Source organism: Clostridium bornimense (genome assembly GCF_000577895.1).
In the GTDB taxonomy this organism is placed as follows: domain Bacteria; phylum Bacillota; class Clostridia; order Clostridiales; family Clostridiaceae; genus Clostridium_AN; species Clostridium_AN bornimense.
The window spans coordinates 602,741-623,573 of sequence record NZ_HG917869.1 but is presented as its reverse complement, the minus strand read 5'-3'; the positions used below and the strand labels follow the sequence as shown (position 1 = coordinate 623,573).

At 26.4% G+C, this 20,833-nt stretch carries 19 protein-coding genes and 1 pseudogene; 15 read left to right on the top strand and 5 right to left on the bottom strand.

Translation table 11 applies throughout. The annotated features are described in order from the left end of the window. Window positions 1–916 precede the first annotated feature (916 nt). The 4 genes from tnpA (at window position 917) to CM240_RS16280 (ending at window position 3,802) form a co-directional block, all read left to right on the top strand. Entirely contained in the window at window positions 917–1,240 is a 324-nt protein-coding gene (gene tnpA / locus CM240_RS16295; RefSeq protein WP_044035972.1) for an IS66 family insertion sequence element accessory protein TnpA, read from the top strand. Further along, complete coding sequence (tnpB, locus tag CM240_RS16290; protein WP_044035973.1) at window positions 1,234–1,584, top strand: IS66 family insertion sequence element accessory protein TnpB; 351 nt, start codon at window positions 1,234–1,236, stop codon at window positions 1,582–1,584. The genes tnpA and tnpB overlap by 7 nt, the downstream gene beginning before the upstream one ends. A gap of 91 nt (window positions 1,585–1,675) precedes the next feature. Next, window positions 1,676–3,298 carry an IS66 family transposase gene (gene tnpC, locus CM240_RS16285; RefSeq protein WP_051483633.1) on the top strand — a complete coding sequence of 541 codons (1,623 nt, stop codon included), beginning with the start codon at window positions 1,676–1,678 and terminating at the stop codon, window positions 3,296–3,298. A gap of 147 nt (window positions 3,299–3,445) precedes the next feature. Continuing rightward, window positions 3,446–3,802, top strand: a complete 357-nt coding sequence (locus CM240_RS16280; RefSeq protein ID WP_044040597.1) for a hypothetical protein — start codon at window positions 3,446–3,448, stop codon at window positions 3,800–3,802. A gap of 36 nt (window positions 3,803–3,838) precedes the next feature. On the opposite strand, the gene CM240_RS16275 is transcribed toward CM240_RS16280, so the two are convergent. After that, window positions 3,839–5,416, bottom strand: a complete 1,578-nt coding sequence (locus tag CM240_RS16275; RefSeq protein ID WP_044040596.1) for a helix-turn-helix domain-containing protein — start codon at window positions 5,414–5,416, stop codon at window positions 3,839–3,841. A 535-nt stretch (window positions 5,417–5,951) separates the two neighbouring features. Further along, window positions 5,952–9,146 carry a GGDEF domain-containing protein gene (locus CM240_RS16270; RefSeq protein ID WP_044040595.1) on the bottom strand — a complete coding sequence of 1,065 codons (3,195 nt, stop codon included), beginning with the start codon at window positions 9,144–9,146 and terminating at the stop codon, window positions 5,952–5,954. A 219-nt stretch (window positions 9,147–9,365) separates the two neighbouring features. On the opposite strand from CM240_RS16270, the gene CM240_RS17060 reads away from it, so the two are divergent. The 7 genes from CM240_RS17060 to CM240_RS16235 all read left to right on the top strand — a co-directional run bounded on the left by CM240_RS17060 (window position 9,366) and on the right by CM240_RS16235 (window position 16,640). Continuing rightward, on the top strand, window positions 9,366–9,920 hold the full coding sequence (locus tag CM240_RS17060; protein WP_051483920.1) for a GNAT family N-acetyltransferase: 555 nt from the start codon (window positions 9,366–9,368) through the stop codon (window positions 9,918–9,920). Between the two features lie 950 nt (window positions 9,921–10,870). Further along, window positions 10,871–11,236 carry a GntR family transcriptional regulator gene (locus tag CM240_RS16260; protein WP_044040593.1) on the top strand — a complete coding sequence of 122 codons (366 nt, stop codon included), beginning with the start codon at window positions 10,871–10,873 and terminating at the stop codon, window positions 11,234–11,236. A gap of 2 nt (window positions 11,237–11,238) precedes the next feature. Beyond that, entirely contained in the window at window positions 11,239–11,940 is a 702-nt protein-coding gene (locus CM240_RS16255) for an ABC transporter ATP-binding protein (protein WP_044040591.1), read from the top strand. 11 nt (window positions 11,941–11,951) lie between these two features. After that, window positions 11,952–12,623, top strand: a complete 672-nt coding sequence (locus CM240_RS16250; RefSeq protein WP_044040589.1) for a hypothetical protein — start codon at window positions 11,952–11,954, stop codon at window positions 12,621–12,623. Window positions 12,624–12,641: 18 nt separating this feature from the next. Then, window positions 12,642–13,433 carry a DUF4097 family beta strand repeat-containing protein gene (locus CM240_RS17055; protein WP_051483919.1) on the top strand — a complete coding sequence of 264 codons (792 nt, stop codon included), beginning with the start codon at window positions 12,642–12,644 and terminating at the stop codon, window positions 13,431–13,433. Between the two features lie 16 nt (window positions 13,434–13,449). Then, window positions 13,450–15,930 (top strand): ABC transporter permease, encoded by a 2,481-nt coding sequence (locus CM240_RS16240; RefSeq protein ID WP_044040587.1) that lies wholly within the window; start codon window positions 13,450–13,452, stop codon window positions 15,928–15,930. Between the two features lie 11 nt (window positions 15,931–15,941). Then, window positions 15,942–16,640, top strand: a complete 699-nt coding sequence (locus CM240_RS16235) for an ABC transporter ATP-binding protein (RefSeq protein WP_044040586.1) — start codon at window positions 15,942–15,944, stop codon at window positions 16,638–16,640. Window positions 16,641–16,815: 175 nt separating this feature from the next. Here CM240_RS16235 and CM240_RS17910 read toward each other — a convergent pair whose 3' ends face one another. Beyond that, entirely contained in the window at window positions 16,816–17,211 is a 396-nt protein-coding gene (locus CM240_RS17910; RefSeq protein WP_197537948.1) for a hypothetical protein, read from the bottom strand. Between CM240_RS17910 and CM240_RS17905 the strand changes: the two genes are divergently transcribed. Beyond that, window positions 17,198–17,584, top strand: a complete 387-nt coding sequence (locus CM240_RS17905) for a hypothetical protein (RefSeq protein ID WP_051483918.1) — start codon at window positions 17,198–17,200, stop codon at window positions 17,582–17,584. The two genes, CM240_RS17910 and CM240_RS17905, sit on opposite strands and share 14 nt — an antisense overlap. Window positions 17,585–17,610: 26 nt before the next feature. On the opposite strand, the pseudogene CM240_RS18245 reads toward CM240_RS17905, so the two are convergent. Beyond that, window positions 17,611–17,850 (bottom strand): annotated as a pseudogene (locus CM240_RS18245) (DNRLRE domain-containing protein); the annotation flags it as partial. 12 nt (window positions 17,851–17,862) lie between these two features. Continuing rightward, entirely contained in the window at window positions 17,863–18,105 is a 243-nt protein-coding gene (locus CM240_RS16215) for a hypothetical protein (protein ID WP_044040582.1), read from the bottom strand. 167 nt (window positions 18,106–18,272) lie between these two features. Between CM240_RS16215 and CM240_RS16210 the strand changes: the two genes are divergently transcribed. From CM240_RS16210 to CM240_RS16200, 3 genes are all read left to right on the top strand, one after another. Continuing rightward, complete coding sequence (locus tag CM240_RS16210) at window positions 18,273–18,560, top strand: hypothetical protein (RefSeq protein ID WP_044040581.1); 288 nt, start codon at window positions 18,273–18,275, stop codon at window positions 18,558–18,560. Between the two features lie 463 nt (window positions 18,561–19,023). Continuing rightward, a complete protein-coding gene (locus CM240_RS16205) occupies window positions 19,024–20,175 on the top strand; it encodes a sensor histidine kinase (RefSeq protein WP_044040578.1) in 1,152 nt (383 codons plus the stop codon). Window positions 20,176–20,179: 4 nt separating this feature from the next. Beyond that, window positions 20,180–20,818, top strand: coding sequence for a response regulator transcription factor (locus CM240_RS16200; protein WP_044040577.1), 639 nt, complete (start codon window positions 20,180–20,182; stop codon window positions 20,816–20,818). Window positions 20,819–20,833: the final 15 nt, after the last annotated feature.

The following is a 20,833-nucleotide window of genomic DNA, read 5'->3' as shown; positions in this document are numbered from 1 at the left end:
TAACCATTTTTTTTATAATATCAATTTATGTGTTCAAATATTAATGGTGATGAAATATGACGACTAGTTTTTAAAAAAATGTAAAAATACTATTGAAAAATTACATAATAGGTGATATTATATTGACATATTAAAAGTTGCAAAGGCGCAGTGAAATTCACTGGGTCTTTTTTGTTTTTTATAGATAGAGTATTTTAGGATAAACCGCTTATGAATAAAAAAGCAGTTTTACATATTATGGATGAATTGAATGATGTAATGTAATAATGGGAAAAGAAATTCAAGAAGTTCTATAGGATGCTTTTAGAAAAGCTAAATTTAGCATGTTGGAGCTTAATGGTAGAGATAAAATCATTTAGATTTTATCTTAAAAATAAATTTAGTAATTAGTGTATATATACTTTCTGAATATAGAAAGAGGTGAGACAGTAAATATGAAAATTAATATTTATTCTTGTAAAATGGGAAAAAAGATAATTTTACTTCAATTCTATCGATCGGGAAACTAAGTGTTTTATACTTTTACCGAAAGTTAGAATTGAAGTAAAGTGAAATCCCCAATAGGAGCTTTGTGGAGGGACTACTATAGGTTTCTAAAATGAACGGGAAAAGAAATCTTAGGCCCTGGGATCCTCCTAAAGTACTCCAATAGGTAAGAATATTTATAGAAAAAATAAATACCAGGGCAATATACTAGTTAATTAAAGCTAGCTACTATAACTTAAAATATACCCCGAAAATTCCGTATTGAGGTTAGCCCCCGCAATGCGGAATTTTTATTATATTATGGTCATTTTTAAATAATAAGATGATTTTTCACCAGTGAATAAGCGTAAATGTCAAAAATTAAGTACCTAGATACTAAAATTTCCAATTGATAAAATTAAGGAAATAACATTTTATCAGGAGGTTAGGTATGTATAAAAAGTTAAGTAATGATGAATGGAGAGAATATATAAATCGTTATTATGCTAGTGATGAAAATTTAACTGTAAAAGATTATTGTGAAGAAAATAATATTAATAAAAGTCAATTTTACTATCATAAAAGAAAAATTGAAGAAAAGGCTACGCCAGTATTTCATCCTATAAAAATTAATACGGAAGCAAATATCGTTAGAAAAGATATTGGAGCTTCATCTGAGGTGAAGATTTCAATTGGTAATATTAGCGTAGCTATTCCGACATCGGAGACTGCTTTGATAAATTCTTTAATTAAGGAGCTATTATTAAAGTGTTAAATATAGATAAGGTTGAAACAGTATATATAGCCTGCGGCCCAACAGACTTAAGAAAAAGTATAGATGGATTAGTAATGATAGTAAAAAATCAACTGCAGCTCAATCCTTTTGATAAAGCATTATTTGTTTTTTGTAATAAACAGATGGATAAGTTAAAGATACTCCATTTTGATGAAGGATTTTGGTTATATTATCATCGTTTAGAAGGAAATCGCTTTAAATGGCCTGCTACGCAGGAGGAAGCAGTAAGTGTAAATATAGAAGAATTACGTTGGCTTTTGAAAGGATATGAAGTGAGAATAAAGTCTAAATTTAAACCAGTAAAAGAAGGTAATTATTATTAAAAATAGATATATAAGAACCCTTGAGAATCCTTTATTTTCAAGGGTTTTTGTGGTATAATATATATATAAATAAATGTTAAAAGAGGTACTTATGAATCACGAAATTATTAGCAATGAACTTGATGAAAGAAGCCAAGTATTAATTGAAAAAGTCGAAGAAATGGAAAAAGAAATAGATTCTAAAAATAAAGAAATAGAAAATCTCAAAAATGAATTAGAGTTTTTAAAAGGAATTATTTCAAATAAAAATAAAAAAATATTTGGAGCATCTAGTGAGAAAGTAGATGCTAATCAATTATGCTTTTTTAATGAAGCAGAAAAACATAGTGATTCAAAAGTAGAAGAACCTACGGTAGAAGAAATTACATATAAGAGAGCTAAGAAAAGCAATAATATTGGTAAGAAAGATAACCTTGCTAATTTAGAGAGAAAAATCATAGAACATAAATTAGAAGGCGATGATTTAATCTGTGATAAATGTGGCAGTGAACTAGTTGAAATTGGAGTTAAATCTAGAAAAGAAATTTTAATATATATTCCTGGTAAATTAATAGTAGAAGAACACGTATTGTACAGCTATGCTTGTAAAACATGCGAGAAGGAAAATGAAGATAGTAAGATTGTTTCACCAGAAATGCCTAAAACTATTTTCTATAATAGCATGGCTTCTAATGAATTAATTGCTCATACTATTGCACTTAAATATCTTCATGCTATGCCATTATATAGGCAACAGTCTTATTTTGACATGATGGGGGCTACTCTTAGTCGTCAGACTTTATGTAACTGGACCATGTCAGCTGCTAAAGCATTAGAGCCGATATATAATTACATGAAAAAAGAACTTCTTAATAGAAATTACATTCATGCTGATGAAACTACATTGAAGGTAATCAATGATAATGGTAAGAGTTCTAAGTCTAAGAAATATATGTGGCTATATATGAGTGAAACTAATGCTAAACCGATAATCCTTTATGATTATCAAAATACTAGATCTAGCTCGTGTCCTAAAGCTTTTCTTGGAGAATATAGTGGATATCTACAAACTGATGGATATTCCGGATACAACTCCGTTAGCGAAGCTACTCGGCTATATTGCTTAGCTCACATAAGAAGAAAATTCTATGAAATAGTAGAAAATCTTGATAAAGAAGCCCTAAAAAAATCTCGTGGTGTAATAGGGTTTAATTATTGTGAGCAAATTTATAAACTTGAAAAAGAGCTTAGAGAAACATATTCTTCTAATGAAGATTATTATGATATTAGGTTTAATATAAGAAAAGAAAAATTAGAACCTATTCTAGATAACTTTATTGAATATGTTGAAACTGAAATAAAAAATGCACTTCCAAGAAGTCCGTTAGGTAAAGCGTTAGACTATGCTAAAAAACATTTACCTGGACTGAAAAATGTATTATTAGATGGATCACTAGAAATTGATAATAATGCTGCTGAAAGAGCTATCAAACCTTTTGTTATTGGAAGAAAAAACTTCTTATTTGCTAATACTGCTAAAGGTGCAACATCTAGTGCTAAGTTATACAGCATTATAGAAACAGCTAAAGCTAATAAAGTTGTTGTAGAAAAATATTTGGTTTATCTTTTTAACAATTTACTAAATATTGATTCTAATAATAGCGAAGCTTTAGAAAATCTAATGCCTTGGTCAAGTAGTATTCCTGATAATTTAAAAATTAAAATAAAGAAATAAACAAATCCCGATAGGGCTTATATAAATTGCCCTACCGGGATATTTTAATATATTTTTTTAATTGATAAAAGGTACCAAAACTTTGACGCTTACGAATAAGCTATCGCATATATTAATTACTAAATAATATATTGGGTGTAACATAATATGAGTTCTTCTGATTTAATAAGGATAAGTGAAACTAAAATAGATGCTATAATAGATGGTGATAAGATTGTAAATAATAAAGAAATTATAAATAACTTTTTTAAAAATATAGTATATAAAAGAAAAGATAAAATTACTTTATTAGTTTACAAAAATGATGGAGAAATTAATTTTTATACAGTAGAGTATAATGGGAAAAAGATAATTTTTACTATAATTAAACGAGAGAAAGGGAAAAATTTAAAAATAACTTACGTCGGGGATAGAGTTATTAAAGAAACTACTAAGGAATATGTATATTATAAATTATATAGAGGTATAGAGTTTATAGAGCATATTGTAACTTATAAACAATAGTAATGCCAATAGAGTTCCCTCTCTTGGCATTATATTTTATAAAGTATTTTTATATTCGCTAGGAGTAATACCAACGAATTTTTTAAATAATTTAGAAAAGTAATTAATATCTTCATATCCTAATAATTTTCCAACTTCATATATTTTATAAGATCCACTTTGAAAAAGAATTTTTGCATGTGCCATTTTGACTTTTCTAACATAAGTTAAAAAAGTTTCTCCAACTTCTGACCTAAAAAGATTACAAAAATAATTTTTGCTTATAGAAAAATGTGTTGATATTGTAGATAGATCTATATTATCACAGACATTCTCAACAATATAGTGACATACATTTTTTACAAGTCTATTTTTACTATTTAGTTTATAGTAATTAATATTAAATATAACTTCTTTTGCACCTATATTTACATGATATATTAGTTCCTCTAAGGTTTTACAAGATACTTTTAAAGAGTGATTTGGAGTTTTAAAATCATATACATTTCCTAGACCTTTATAAATAATTTGCAATTCTGAAAGTACAGCTATACTAGTATCACGAATTAATTTTCTAGATTTATCGATATCCTCATTAAAATCTTTGTAAATGTCTCGTACAAACTTTTCTATATCCACTAAAACATTTTCATCACCATTTAAAAAGCTTTTCAATATAAAATCTTTTTTATTTGAAATTAAATGAATTCTATCATAATAAGTACCATGGGATTCTTTTGTATTTATATATCTACCGTTATTTGAATTTGACTTCATTGATAAACAGCTTTTAGCACTGAAGTAACTTTTATGGCTTTCATAAATCGATGTAAATTCACTACCAACAGCTGAATAAATTTTACCTTTAAATTCTCTATATATATAACTAGAAAGTGATAAAAGATTATTAGTTATTATATTATAGAAGTGATCGTTTACTTCATTATTTAAAGGTTGAGCAATAATTATAATATTATCGTAATCGTTATAAATTAGTCTGGATTTTAAATACGGCATAAACTCCAAAGATGAATTTATGCGAGCAACAATATTTTTTATTATTAGAACACTATTTTTTAAGTTATCTATTGAATTGTCCAACTGAATTAAGATAACTACACCTTTACTATCAAAAATACCTAAATCTTCTACGGTTATATCTAGTAGCGTTAGAGTTCTGGTTATATCTTCATTTTTTAAAATTTTTGAAATTATATTTTCCTGCAAAATACGTATTGATTCATTACGCATAAGAGATATAGAAGTATCATCAAATATATTTTTTATCTCATTTAATTTTTTATATGTTTTTAATATAGAAACTTCTAAAAGATCTACTTCTAAATCCTTTATAACATAATTTTCAATTCCCATTCTAAAATATTCCCTCGAGGAGAAGAAATCGATTGTATTTGAAAATATAATAAAAAACGAAGACGGATAGGTTTTCTTTATCCAATATAACTCTTCCATAGTTCCATCTAGTATAACGATATTCGCATTAGAATCTACATTTATATCATCAATAGAATAAAATTGTTTTATAGAATTAAATTTCAGATGATTTTTTTCAACTATTGATGTAACTAAATCTTTAGTTTGCAAATCTTTATCAATTATAAAAATATTATTCAATAGAAACACCATCCTGATAGTTTTTACCATATTATATCATAGATTTATGAAGATTTAGTGGATATTTGGAAATCGCGGCAAAAAAAAATAGCAAATATTATCTATTTACATTATATGGAAGTTTTTTGTTAATTATATTATGATAAAAAGTAATTTTATCTAGTTTATTTATATGCATATATGATTTAAAATTATTATTGTAATAAATTAGTGTGATTTAACCAATATTAAAAATATAATAAGTGTTCAATGATTCTTTTATATTATCCATAATAAAATCCTTTATAAAGCCTATAAAATTTATTTTTTATAAATAAAAAGTAAAGAATCATTAAATAAAAATACTCAATCCCTATTATTATATTTTTAAGTAAAATATTTTGATCTCCCATCAAAATATTAAATGGTTGTTAAATAAATGATAAGTTTCTTGCGTTAAACTTATGAATTATTTATTTCTTAAATTGTCTGCCTACCAATTTAAGTATGAAATCACAAAAAAAGATATCTTACTTTTATAAGTAAGATATCTTTTTTAATTTCTATTTATAACATAATGGTGTTTACCACTCTTTTTAGCAGTATACAAAGATTTATCAGCTTTATCTACTAATTTTATTACATCAAGATCTTTTGAAAGAGTATCTTCTGTAATTCCTATAGAGCAAGAAAGTAATTTATCATTAGGAATATATATATCTTTTTCCAAAAAGTCGCAAATTTTCTCTTTAAATCCTTCTACAGATTCTAATTTTTCATATAGTTTATCACCTATAGATTTTGCTTTTTCCAGACTACAGTTATTAAAGAAAAGCAAGAATTCATCCCCACCATATCTTATTGCAAAATCATCTTTTCCTACAAGAGTTTGCAATATTTCACCAAACCATATAAGAACTGAATCACCAATATTATGTCCAAAAGTATCATTGTAATATTTAAAATTATCTAAATCTATATAAAATAAGCAAATTGGTTTCTTTTCAGTATAATTTTGTTGATTTTCTATTAATTTATTGATGGTATTAAAGAATGATTGCCTATTATATAATCCTGTAAGCATATCAGTAGATGCAATTCTTAATAATTTTTCTTGTCCCTCAATTCTTTTAAGTGTTTCAATAAATTGTTTTACAATAAGAGAAATAGTTTTTAGATTATCTTCATCTAATACTATTTTACTATTAATAAGAGTTGTATCTATTTTTGTAAGGCATATAAATGAAGCTGTAAGTTTATTATCATTAATAATAGGAATACATATAAGAGATTGTAATTTATCATCTATAATGTGTTGAAAAAAATTACGAAGTTTTAAATTTACAACATTTTCTCCTGTTACATAAGGTTCCTTTATTGATTTAATAATTTTAGTATAATTAAAAAGATCTTCATTTGATAATTCTATATTATTATGAGAATAAACAACAGTATTTGTAGAATCTTCATGGAATACCAACAATGAATAATCTAAAGAAAACCTGTTATGTAATAGGTCTATTGAAGATGCTACTACTTTATCTTTATCATATCCAGAGCTTAAAATTTCCTGATATAGCCTATAAAAATTTATTTCATTCATTTTATTATTTAATGAATCTATAGTATTTTGTTGTTTAGCAGCTTCTATAACCCAGCTTAAGTTTGATAAATTGCTACCTAAACCGTGTTTAACAGGTGGCTTGCTATTTAATATTGAAAGATAGAATTTTTGATTTCTTTCTAAGCAATAGTTGATGCCTTTACTTCTTAATGAACCGGACTCTAATATTTTACCTACTGATGCAAGGGTAATACTATATTCTAATATAAATTTTGGATATAGACATTGTAAAGATCCTTTTATAAAAGACATATATTCATTTGCTTTTGAAAAATATCTTAAAGATTCTTCTGTTTTTCCTTCATGTCTAAATAAAAGACCTTGTACAAAATTGTATAAAAATAATTCATCATCATGCTGATGATTAGATAAAATCTCTTTTGTTATATCTATTTTAGATATAAAAGTATAACATTTATAAATATTCCCCAGATAAAAGTTAATTAGAGATACGAGTCCATAAATTCTATCTATAGTAGTCATTCTAAGACGATCCAATTTTAACACTGATATAACAGATAAAAGTATACTTGAACATTTTTCAGATGTTTCATAATCGTAAGCAAGTAAAGCATTTAATGCCTTGTTTAACAATGTTGTACAAATTTCATCAAAGTTCCAATTAAGTCTTAGTAATTTTAGTGCTTTATCATAGTAATAATTAGCTCTAACAAATTGTTCCCCATTCATATAATAATAACCCATTCCGTTATATGTTTGTGCTAATCTAAAATTATCTCCTAATTCTGAGAGTAAAGTCTCTACTTTTTTATAATATAAAATACTAATATTAAATTCTCCAGCTACAGAATAAAGTAAAGCTGTATTTAAATGAGCAGAAAGAACACAGTTTTTATTATCTAATTTTTCAGCAAGAGCATGACCTTCATAATAGTAGTTGCTATTAGTAGATGATTCACTGAAACTATGAGTTAAGAAATATGCTAGCATATTATATTGATTATATTTTTTAGCTATTTTAATCATTTCATCTTGATAAGTAAAGCTTCCTATAGTAGTTCTATATTCACCAGTATTATTAATCCAGAAAAATAATGAATAAGCTTTAAATTTTAGTAAGTCATCATTTAAAGAATCAGCTAGCTTATAGCTCAATTTAGCTTGTTTTTCAGCAGCACTATATTTTATTTTTGCAATATTTAGTAGTGATAATCTTTGAAGCGCATAAGCTTTTATTTTTTTATTGTTTACTAATTGATTAAATAATAAATTATAATATGTATAAGCTGATTCGTGATTACTCATAAATAAGTTTATATCACCAAGACGTATTAAAACATGTGCTAGTTCCTCATCGATAGTATTAGAATCTTTTTTTCGTGTATTTTTATCAATGATCTCTTTATAACGTTGTTTGAAAAATCTTTCAGATTCTTCGAAAGCAAAGAAATAAAAGAAATTTTCCCCTAAAGTAGTAAGATCATAGCTACTGTCAATTGCATTTAATTCTTCATCATCACTATTATCTGATAAGTCGTCAAATTGTAAAACAGAATTATTAAATTCTAAATCTGTAAGTAGTTCATCAAATTTATTTTGATATTTATCATCGCTATACTTAAAACTACTTACAGTAGCTAAAATTTTAAAATTACAGTCTATATTTTGTTTTAGAAACCAACTTAACCATTGAATGGTAGAGTAAGATGCAAAGTTTAAGTTTTCTAACAAAAGCCAAAGTTCTTTATCTTTACTATAATAATTATATATTTTTAATATAGATTCATACATTTTATTTTTTTCATATCTATAATCTACATATAATATATCTTCATCTCTTTTTACAATACCAGTATTAACATAAGATTTTATTATATCTCTATGAGTAGGATATATATTTAATTCTTCCAATATGGAATCTAAATTATCTTTTTTTTCTAAGAATTTTTCTTTTATCCAACTAAATAATGGACCAAAAGGTTCACTAACTACTTCTTTTTTCAATTTTTTAAATACATATTGTTTTTTATTATCTATTTCTAAAGCATAACTATAGAATTTCTCTAAGTTAAATTTGCCATTATTTTTTATTAGCATTATTTTATTGGTATTATTATTTAATTCATTTAACAATAATGATGAAATAGTTTCTTTTAAAACGATCATTACTGATACCCCCGAATGCTCTAATTTTATTAAAGTTAAAAATTTTATAGATTTATTCTTATTTTTTTTATAAAATTAAGATAAGAATTATTTAAATATATTGTAAATTATATTATATATTTCAACAAATTATAATATTTATATTTATATAATATCACATTTTTAACCATATGTTAAAACATATTTCAACAAAATATCAATTTATTAGGAGGGGAAATGATGGAAAATAATTTTCTTGAAAATATATCAGAATTAGAGACAGAAAGGTTAATATTAAGACCATTAAATATCGAATATAAGGAAAAAATTTATGAGCATATTTTAAATGGTGATGGAAGAATTTTGATGCAAAATGCCCAAAATAGTATTTTGAAGTCGAAAAATACATATTTTAATGAAATGATGAGGCTTCATAGTCATGGATTTCTTGCTCAATGGGTAATCATTTCAAAAGTGAATAAGGAATTTTTAGGTCAAATTCAATTGAGACGAGTATTTTTAACAGATAGTGTTTTAGATGTTAATGTTACTATAGATAAAAAGAATTTAAATAATAATATAGCAAGTGAAGCATTAAGCAGAATTTTAATTTTTGCACTAATGGATTTAAGGGTAAAGAGAGTAGAAGCAGTTATTGATATTAATAATATAGCAGCAGCAAGAGTTATGAATAAGTGTGGAATGATATCAGAGGGAGTATTAAGAGAGCGTGGAATCTTCGGTGATGCTGAAATTTATGCATTAACTAAGAGTGATTTAGAAAAGTATATGTAACTTTTTCTAGAGAATATTAAAGAGAACTAAAAAGCCTAAGGAAATAATATGTGCACCTATTATTTCTTAGGCTTTTTATAGTTTTTTAGATATAAAAACTTTAATTAAATAAAGTCTTAAAAAATTTTGTTCCAAAAGCCAAACTCATACAAATGTTCTTAAGCCAAAAAGAAAATTTATAAAGTTAGTGTCCAAATGTCTAAATAAGCGGTTGCATAATATCTAATAAGCCAAAATAAATATCTTGCAACAATAATCCAAAAGCCAATTCAGCCAAAGCATAACTTTCCTAAGCCAAAAGAAAAGTTATAAATATTTACGTTCCAAAACTTTTTAAATTGTTCACTTAATATCCAATAAGCCAAAATCAGATATCAGTAAAGTGTTTTGTCCAAAAGTGTAAATTAGCTAAAGTCCTATCTATTTATGTCAAATAGGAATAGTGTAGTTAACTTGTCCAAAAACCTTTTAAGCCAATTTCTTCAATAATAAACATAAAGTTATACTTGTCCAAAACGTTAGCCATATCAGTTAATCTGTAATAAAATTTATATTTCTAGAGGCTGTAAGTAATACTTCAGGGGTATCCTCTAGTTTTTAAATTATTATTAAGTTTAACTGAGAAAGTGGAAAGTTATACATACAATCCTTACTTTCCGTCAATTGCTAAGAAAATTGATACAAAGCCAAGATACCAACTTCTTAATTGTTATTATATCATCAAAATATTGATAGAACTATAGTTTTAGAATATTTTTTGTATATAATATTATGAATTTTCATAATTATAAATTCTTATAGATAATTAGAGTATAAAAGAGTAATAAAAAGCAAAATAAAGGTATTTTGTTACAAAAACAAAATATAAACTAATCTCAAATTCAACAATTAATTGTATTAGTGTATTATATTACTAGTACAGTGATACGAAATGATGAGGTGATGAGTTTATGGAATTAAAATTAGATTCAAATGAACCTATCTATATACAGATAAAGCATTTATTAGAAATGAGGATATTATGTGGTGAATTGAAAGGGGGAGAAAAGGTGCCATCAGTAAGAGAGTTAGCTAGTGATGCAAAGGTAAATCCTAATACGATTGTAAAAGCATATAATGAGCTGGAAAAAGATGAACTTATTACAACAAAAAGAGGTATAGGTAAATTTGTCACAGAAGATATAGAAAAAGTTAATGGTCTAAAAGTAAAAGTATCGAAAGATAAATTTTATGAGTTTATTAAAACAGTAAAGAAATTTGGTTTTTCAAAAGAGGAGATATTAGGAATTATTAATGAGATGTATGAGGAGGTATAAAGGTGGATAAGGTATTAGAAGTTACAAACCTTTCAAAAAGTTATGGAAAGAAAGAAATTCTTAAAAATATATCATTTTCTTTAAATCGAGGAAAAGTTATGGGGATTTTAGGACCTAATGGTGAAGGAAAGACTACTTTACTAAATACTATTATTGGATTATTACATCCATCTTCTGGACAGATATTATTAGAAGGAGAAATATTACCTATAGAAAGAAAAAAGAAAATATCTTTTCTTCAAGATAAAAATGTAATGTCAAAGTGGATGAAAGTAAAAGATGCAGAGAAATTTTATAGAAAATTTTTTGAAGATTTTAGCCGAGAAAAAATGAATGAAATGGTAGATTTAATGTTAGTGGATAGTAAAGCTAAAATTAATAGTTTATCAAAGGGAAATATTGAAAAGGTAAATTTAGCGTTAGCATTAAGTAGAAAAGTACCATTATATATTTTAGATGAGCCTATATCAGGTATTGATATTATTACTAGAGAAAAAATTATTGAAGCAATAATAGGAAATATAGATGAAAATTCATCTATGATAATAACTACTCATTTTATAGGTGAACTTGAGAATTTATTTGATGAAGTAATTTTCTTAAAAGATGGGATGATTTTGGAAAGTGGCGATGCTGAGGAGCTTAGAGTAAAATATGGTACATCTATAGAAGGTGTTTATAAAAAGATTTTTGGAGAGGGGTAGGTGAGTAATAGATGAAAAATATAAAAAATATTTTATGGTTTAGTTTAAGAAGTTATAAAATTTTTTATGCTTTATTGTTAAGTATATTATTTGTTTTAGCAATATTAGATATATTTATTTTCAATTGTCCTTTAGGTGCAGATTTAATCACCTTTATGTCTATAATTACAACAGTAGTATTTATTTTTTTAATTATTGAATTTTGTAATGAAATTTCTAAGGGGCAAGGTAGACTATTATTTATAACGCCGATAAAGGCTTGGGAGTTTTTAAGTGCCAAATATATATTGCATATGGTAGTTCAAATAATTATAGTTGCAACGATATCTTTTATAGCTTTTATTGGAAATGTAAAATTGGAAAGTGAAATTTTTATTACAGGACTTTCTCTTTTAGGTTCGTTTACAGTAATGTATATTATCATTTGTTCTTTTATTATTGTATATGGATCATATATTTCTAATGATGGCATAGTAGTTGTTTTAGTTGTAATAACATCAATCATACTGCCTTCAGCAGCTGCGTGGATTATTGATAAAGTTTTAATATTTTTGCCGTATATATATTTAAAGATAGGATCAGTTGAAATTGATATTTTATTTTCTATAGCTGCAATAACATTAATAACTGCTCTTATGGTAATATCAACAAAATTATTAAAATTAAAATTAGATATAAATTAATGCATGGGGGAAAATGTTATGAAAAAAAGAATTGTATCAATTTTTATAGGTGTAATATTAGCATTAACATTAACTAGTTGTGCTGTTAAAGTAGGTATAGAGCCCAGAAATAAAATTGCCCATAAGAATTCGGAATTAGATAAAGATGAAACATTATCATTAGAGGATATTGATAATATTAATATAAACATTCAATTGGCAGATGTACAATGCAAAAGTTTTGATGAAAATAATGTTAGACTAATAGTTAAAAATAGTACTACATTAAATGGTGAAGTCATTATGAAAAAAGAAGATAAGAATTTAAATATTGAAGAAAAAAAGTCAGGAAAGAAATTGGGTACAAATAACTATAGTAGAAAGATAGAAATATATATTCCTAAAGAATATAAAGGAGATATATATTTTGAAAATGGTGTTGGTGATATTAAGTTGGAAGAGATAAGTTGTGAAAATTTATCTCTTGAAGGTGGAACTGGCGACTTAGATATTTATAATATAAATGCAAAGGATTTAACTTTGAATTCTGGGGTAGGAGATATAAGATTAAATTTAAATAAGTCACCTGAAAATATGAATATAGGAAGTGGAACTGGAGACTGTGATATTAATATTGAAGAGGTAAATGGAAATCTAGTATACGATGGAGGTGTTGGAGATGTAACTATAAGGATACCAGAAAATGCTCCGGTAAAAATAAAAAGTTCTTCTGGAGTTGGTTATAGTAATATCGATGCTAAAATTTCTGATACAAATAAATATACTTTCGATCTTGATAATAGTGTAGGAGAAATAAAAGTCACAAACTAGAATTTAGGAGGGTTATATGAAGGTTTTTTTGAAATTTGTCTTAAAATCAATGACTGAGAAAAAGGGTAAGTTTTTACTATTATTATTGGCAGTGTTTTTAAGTACAGCATTATTTGTAGGAAGTTACGGTATGACAGGGCTTATTACAGATATAGTTACAAAAGAAGTTACGGAAACTTTTGAGGGAAGAGATATTGTAATTACAGAGAAAAATGGAGAAAGCTTTTTTAGTATTGATAAGCTAAAAGAAAATGGTATTAAAGACATAAATCCATCTATTACAGTAAGTGGGTCTTATTCTTATAAAGATGATATGTCTTCAGTGTCTATTGAAGGTAGAAAAAATGTAAATATAAATAAAAATCAATTTATAAAAGGTGAAAAGTCTCTTGATAATTTTGATGGAGAGAAATGTATAATTTCAAAAAGAATAAGTGAAAAACTTAAAATTGGAGAGAATGATAAATTAGAAATTTCAGTTAATGGAGAAAAAATAGGTTTTATCGTTTATGCTGTATATTCTAATGAAGGTACTTTATCACAAGATCAAGAAAATAATTTTACAATTATTGTACCATATGAATTTATATCAGAAAAATTTGATTTGAAGAATAAGTACAATAATGTTTTTGCCACAGGTACAGAGGAGACATTAAAAGATTCAATAAAAGTATTTAATAGTGTTAATAAAGATTTTAAGGCTGAAAAGGCTTTTGATGAAAATATAATAGATAGCATGTTAAGTCAAATAATAACTATATTTTATGTAATGCTTTCTATTGTAGTTCTTGTTAGTGTCGTTATTATAAGTAGTTCATTTAAGCTTATTGTTACAGAAAGGATGCCAACAATAGGAACATTTTTAAGTCAAGGAGCTACAAAGAAAAAAATAATATCAATATTATTTTTAGAAAGTTTTACTTATGGTTTATTTGGAGGAATATTAGGGTTCTTTGGAGGCTATGGAATTTTATATTTAGTATCCTATGCCACTTCACCATTTGCAGCTGAAGGGATAATTAATACTCCTAATTTTAGATTAAGTTATATAGTTGTAGCTTTAGCTTTTGGAATTGGACTTTCTGTTATATCATCATTATTACCAGTATTAAAAGTAAGAAAGCTACCAATTAAAGATGTTATTCTAGGTGCTTTAAATAATACATTTAAAGTAGGTTGGACAAAAGCAATTATTGGAACTATATTATTATTAATTGGTAGGGTATTGCAATTTAAGGAAAGTATCAATATATCGATGGCGGGGGATTTAATTATTCTTTTAGGTTCAGCATTTATAATTCCAAAAATAATCGATTTAATTTCTATAGCAGTTCATAAAATTATAAGAGATAAAACATCAATAATAGCTATAGCTTTTAATAATGTAAGAACATCAAAAGAGTTATTAAATAGTATAACACTAATAATTATTTCTATATTATCAGTAATAATTATTACATCCGTTAGTAGTAGTTTAAAAGATGTTGTATCAGGAGCATATGATGATATGAAAAGTGATATATCTATTTCATTTAGTAGGACTCCTATTTTAGATAGTAAAGATAAGATTATTAATGAGGTTTTGAATAGAGATGATATAGATAAGAACTCTATACAAAGTGTTAATTTTACTTATAGTGAAGTAGATAAAGAAATGATTCCTATAATAGGTATTGATGAAGATAAATATTTAAACTATGATAAATACTTATCTTGGGATAGTAATGAAGGTAAAGAAAGTTATAAGGCTTTAAAGGAAGCAAAAAAACCTTCAGTAATTATTACAAAATCAGTATCAGAAAGTTTAAATTTAGATAAAGGAGACACTATTAAATTAAAAATTGATGATAAAAGTTGTGAAGTAAAAATAGTTTCAGTCATTGATGGTAAGTTATACTGGAATGGTTATTTTATGATGATGAAAAATAGTGATCTAATAGATTTATTTAATCCATATATGAGTACTGAGATTATTGCTAACACAAAAGGTGATGCAAATAAGGTTAAAGATGCAATAAAAAAACCTCTTAGGGATTACTTAGCTGAAGTATCGACATCAGAAGAATTAAAACAAGAAAATATAGAGAATAATGAGAATCTGATGACTGTACTTGGTTTCTTTTCAGGTATAACTGTTATGATTGCTGCTTTTGGTGTATTAAATAATATGAATATATGTTATTTAAATTCTAAAAAGAATTTAGCTTTGCTTCATTCATTAGGATTGAGTAAAAGACAAAAAAATAGACTTTTACTTTATCAAGGATTATTAACAATACTCTGGTCAATGGTATTTATGATACCGTTAGCTCATGTAACTATAAACCTTGTAACTAATGTGATTAAATTAATAGGATTTGATATGACAGTAGCTTTAGATCTCACAATAATTTCCAACCTTACATTAGGACTTGTAATACTAATTGTATTATCTATACTACCATCAATATTTAAAGGAAGAAAGTTTTCTATTATTAATGAAATGAAATATGAATAGGGGGTATTACTATGAATGCTATTGAAGTTAAAAATTTAAATAAATCTTTTAAATTAGGGAAAAATGATGAGGTTAAAGTACTGAAGAGTCTTAATTTTACAGTGAAAAAAGGTAGCTTTTTATCTATAATGGGACCTTCTGGTTGTGGTAAATCTACTTTATTATATTTATTAGGAGGTCTTGATAATCCAACATCAGGAGTAATAAATATAAATGGGAGAGATATAAGTACTCTTAAAGAAAAGGAAAAAGCTAAAATGAAACGTAGGGAAGTAGGTTTTGTTTTTCAATTTTATAATTTAGTACCTAATCTTACAATAGAGGATAATATATTATTACCTTTATTAATGGATGGGAAGAAGATAAAAAACTATAAAGAAGATTTAAATAATATTTTAGATCTTGTTGGATTAAAAGATAAACGTAAAATGACGCCAAGGGAACTTTCAGGTGGTCAGCAACAAAGGGTTGCTATTGCAAGAGCACTTCTTTTTAAACCAGAGATAATTTTAGCTGATGAGCCAATAGGAAATCTTGATTCTAAAACAGGAGAAAGTATAATGGAACTTTTTAGAGATATAAATAAGAAATTTGGGACTACGATAGTTCAAGTAACTCATGCAGAGTCAGCAGCTTATTATGGTGATTCAATATTAAAGTTACTAGATGGAGAAATAGTCTTAAAAGAAAACATAGAAAATGCAGGTTAAAAATTACTATTCTTCATAAATTCGTCATAAAAGTGACACAAAACAATAGTATAGTAAATAATGCGATATATCGATTTCGCATTCCGCTTTATAGAATAAATCAGTATGGAATTACCCCAAATATAGAAATATATTTGGGGTAATTCTATTTTAAATATAAAATTTAGACACTAGATTAAAGTTTGCATACTGAGAATATATTAACAGTAGCACATATTATTTCAACATCTGTAGGTTGATTTTGTTGTTTATGAGCATAATATTGCAATATTAAAGTTGAATCATTATCTACTTGAAGTAATGTTGTATTTTGTAAGTCAACACCATTACTTGAAGATGAATTAGTTAAAAATTGCATACTGCTTATAGAACTATTATTAAGATTTAAATCACCTTGTATAAATGAAGCATTAGAATTTGGTTTTAAGGTCATACTCCAACTTACACTATAAATATATCCACCTGGAATATCAATAATTGTAGGGGTTGTATTTTCATTAAAAGTTATATTAGCAGTATGGAATGGACTGGTTAATGGAACAGATCCAGTAACAGCAATGGAACCATCCACGCCAGTAGTACCAGTAATTCCGAATTTTCCGTATACAGAAGAACATTGTCCTCCAGTAGCACCAGTAGCGCCAGTGATACTAACACCAGCAGCCCCAGTGGCACCAGTAGCCCCAGTAGCACCGACAGCGCAAGCAGCCCCAGTGGCACCAGTAGCCCCAGTAGCACCGATAGCGCCAGCGGCACCAGTAGCTCCAGTGGTACCAGTAGCCCCAGTGGTACCAGTGGCACCGACAGCGCCAGCAGCCCCAGTAGCCCCAGTGCGTCCAGTGGCACCGACAGCGCCAGCAGCCCCAGTAGCTCCAGTGGCACCAGTACGTCCAGCAGGTCCTGTAGGTCCAGTTATACATTTAACTTTATGGCATGGTTTATGATCTTTGTCATAACATATAGATAAATAAGGTGGGTTGTCAGAATCTAATGACGAAAATTGGATTAGTGAATTATTACATTTGCTATCATCGAAGAGAGTAACCCCGAAGTTTTCTTTAGTTTTGATCCAATTATTAATGATTGGTGTTATATCTATTTTTATATATTTACCAATATCCTCTGGGCGTATATCAAAACAAATTTCACTATTAGGATTTACTCTAGGTGCGTTTGACCAAGTAACTGATCTAATATCAAAATCATCTATATTTTCTTTTAATTATATAGTAACTTTGTGAGTATTAGATCTTACTCCGTTTAAAAAAATATATAAAAATGCTGATTTAATGTGACGAAGACGAAGGTTGTCAAATTTAATCAACGTTCTATATTCATTTCTATTGTGAACAGAATTTCTTGCTATTCCAATTAGTAAAGGATCGCAATCATAGAAGTTCTTATTTGAATTTATATTATTTATATAACTAGTTCCAGTTGATATAATATCTTTTATAGAATGCAACAGTATCAACTCCTTTTATAAATTGTTTTTATTATATATATTATGAAAGGTTTGTTGAATAGGTTCAGATTAAAAGAGAAGTAGGATAAAGTGTGTTTTATAGAGAGTATGTCCCATTTCCTTTTTATAAAACTTATAGTATAATTGTGCGATAAGGACGTGATAAATTGGATAAAGACATAATAAGTATAGTAAAGAATATGGATAAAAAGTTAGAGTTATTGATGAATGAAGTATCATTTATAAAGAAAGAGGTTGCAAAAATTAACTCTAGTAATGGTAACGTAGAAAATAACCTTAAAGAAGTAGTAAATGAAACTAAAAATTTAATTGAATTCAGAAATGAGGTTATTAGTAAGATTGATAAAATCAATGATGATTTATATACTGTAGAAGTAATTACAGCTCATAATTATAGTGATATTATGAAATTAACACATAAAAATATAAAATAAGAATGGACCTACTTATACATAATAATTATATATAAGTAGGTCCGTTTTTTATAAAACCTTACCGGCTTATAAGACACATTAAGTCTTATAAGCCTTACGTGTCATGTGGCTTATCTCCAGCATCATTTCCTTCGTAAGCCTCTGAGGATTGAATGTTTTGGTTACTTTGATTCATCATCGTCGTTTCCTCCTACATTCAGTTTGGTTTTACCATTATAGTATGGATAGAAGTAAAATAATTTATACATTCTATAATAAATATTTTTTATATTCTAAACTAAACTTAATATCTACATTAGATAATGCTTCGACACATACAGAATATTAGGCAAATATACTAATTAATTTTACTATGTTTAGATTATCTAATATATTAAAATTAATGATATATATGGTAATTGAAAAAGAATGAAGAAATTATTAAAATATAAAACAAATAAGTAAAATTAAAATGGAGAAGAGTATGGAAAAAAGTAGAGAATTGATTTTTATAAGATATATTTCTTTTGGTATACTTCTATTTCAAATATTCATTCAGTGTCAAAATAGTAGTATAGTAAGTATTATTTTTATATTATTATTTATTATAAATAATAATATAAGGATATTTTATTTTAAAAGTGATATAGAGAAAATAATATCTATATTGATAGAATTAGCACTAATTCCTTTAGCACAATTAAAGTTTGGGGGATATATTTTAATATACTTAATTGGAGTAATTATAGATATTTTTACTCTAAATAATAAAAAAGTAAAGTATATATATGCGGTGATAATTATTGTTATTGCTATTATGGCTACCTTTGGAAAGGATAAGGAAGCAAGCTTTATTAACTTTATTATAATTGAATTACTTTACATATTATTAAGTTATATAGCAAGACTTTATAGTACAAAGCTTGAGGCGCAGAAGCTATATGATAAGCTTAGAGTTTCAGAGGAAAAGCTTATTGAAGTTAACAAGGAATTGGAAGGCTATGTTGATTCCATCGAAGAAATTACTTTATTAAAGGAAAGAAATAGAATATCTAGGGAAATTCATGATAGTGTTGGACATGCGCTTTCTACGGCGATGATTCAGTTGACAGCTATGGAGGCTATAGCTGAAAAAGAGAATAGTACAATGAAGAATACAATAAAAAAATTAAGAAGCTTTATTAATGATAGTTTTCAAGATGTTAAAAGGGCTGTTAGGGAATTAAAGTCAGATCAATATGAAAATTATAAGGGAATTTTGAGATTACAAGATGTATGTAAAAACTTTCAAAGAATGACAGGGATAGAAGTAAAGGTAATTATATCTAAAGGGCAATGGAATTTATCAACAAAACAAGTAAATCATTTATATAGAATAACACAAGAAGTATTGTCCAATTCTTTAAAGCATGGAAAAGCTTCAACAATTAAAGTGATAATGAATTTTACAGATAGTGAATTTATTATTTCATTTAGTGACGATGGCATTGGAACATATAAAATAGTAGAAAGTGGAGTTGGCCTTAAGAGTATAAAAGAAAGAGCAGAGGAAATAGAGGCTACTGTAGATATGAGATCTGTTAGTGGAAAAGGTTTTTTTGTTAGAATAATCGTTCCAAAAGAAGTGGAGGTATAGTGTTTTGAAAAAGATTAAATTATTAATTGTTGATGATGAAGAACTTATAAGAGAAGGACTTAAGCTAATGCTTTCTATATATGATGATATAGAAGTGGTTGATATGGCGAAAAATGGATATGAAGCTTTAGAAGTGTGTAAAACTAATGATCTAGATGTTGTACTTATGGACATTAGAATGAAAGATTGTGATGGTGTTATGGGGACGAGAATAATAAAAGAGCAATTTTCTAGAATAAAAGTTATAATTCTTACAACTTTTAAGGATAAAGAATATATAGAAGAGGCATTAAAGTATGGTGCTTTTGGATATATGTTAAAGGATAGTTCTCATGATGTGATTTATGAAGGTATAAAGACTGCTTATAAAGGTAATATGGTTGTCCATCCAGATGTAGCATCAAAAATGATGGAGAATAGATGGAATATAAAAAGTAATATCGATAAATACAATCTTATTGAAAAAGAAATTAAAATAATAGAAGCAATAGGAAAAGGATTAACAAATAAGGAAATAGCAGAACAGCTCTTTTTATCTGAAGGAACGATAAAAAATAATATAACAAATATTTTATCAAAGTTACAATTAAGAGATAGAACACAGATAGCTATCTTTGCTTTTAAAAATGGAATAGTGACTTAAGTCATTTTTTTAGTG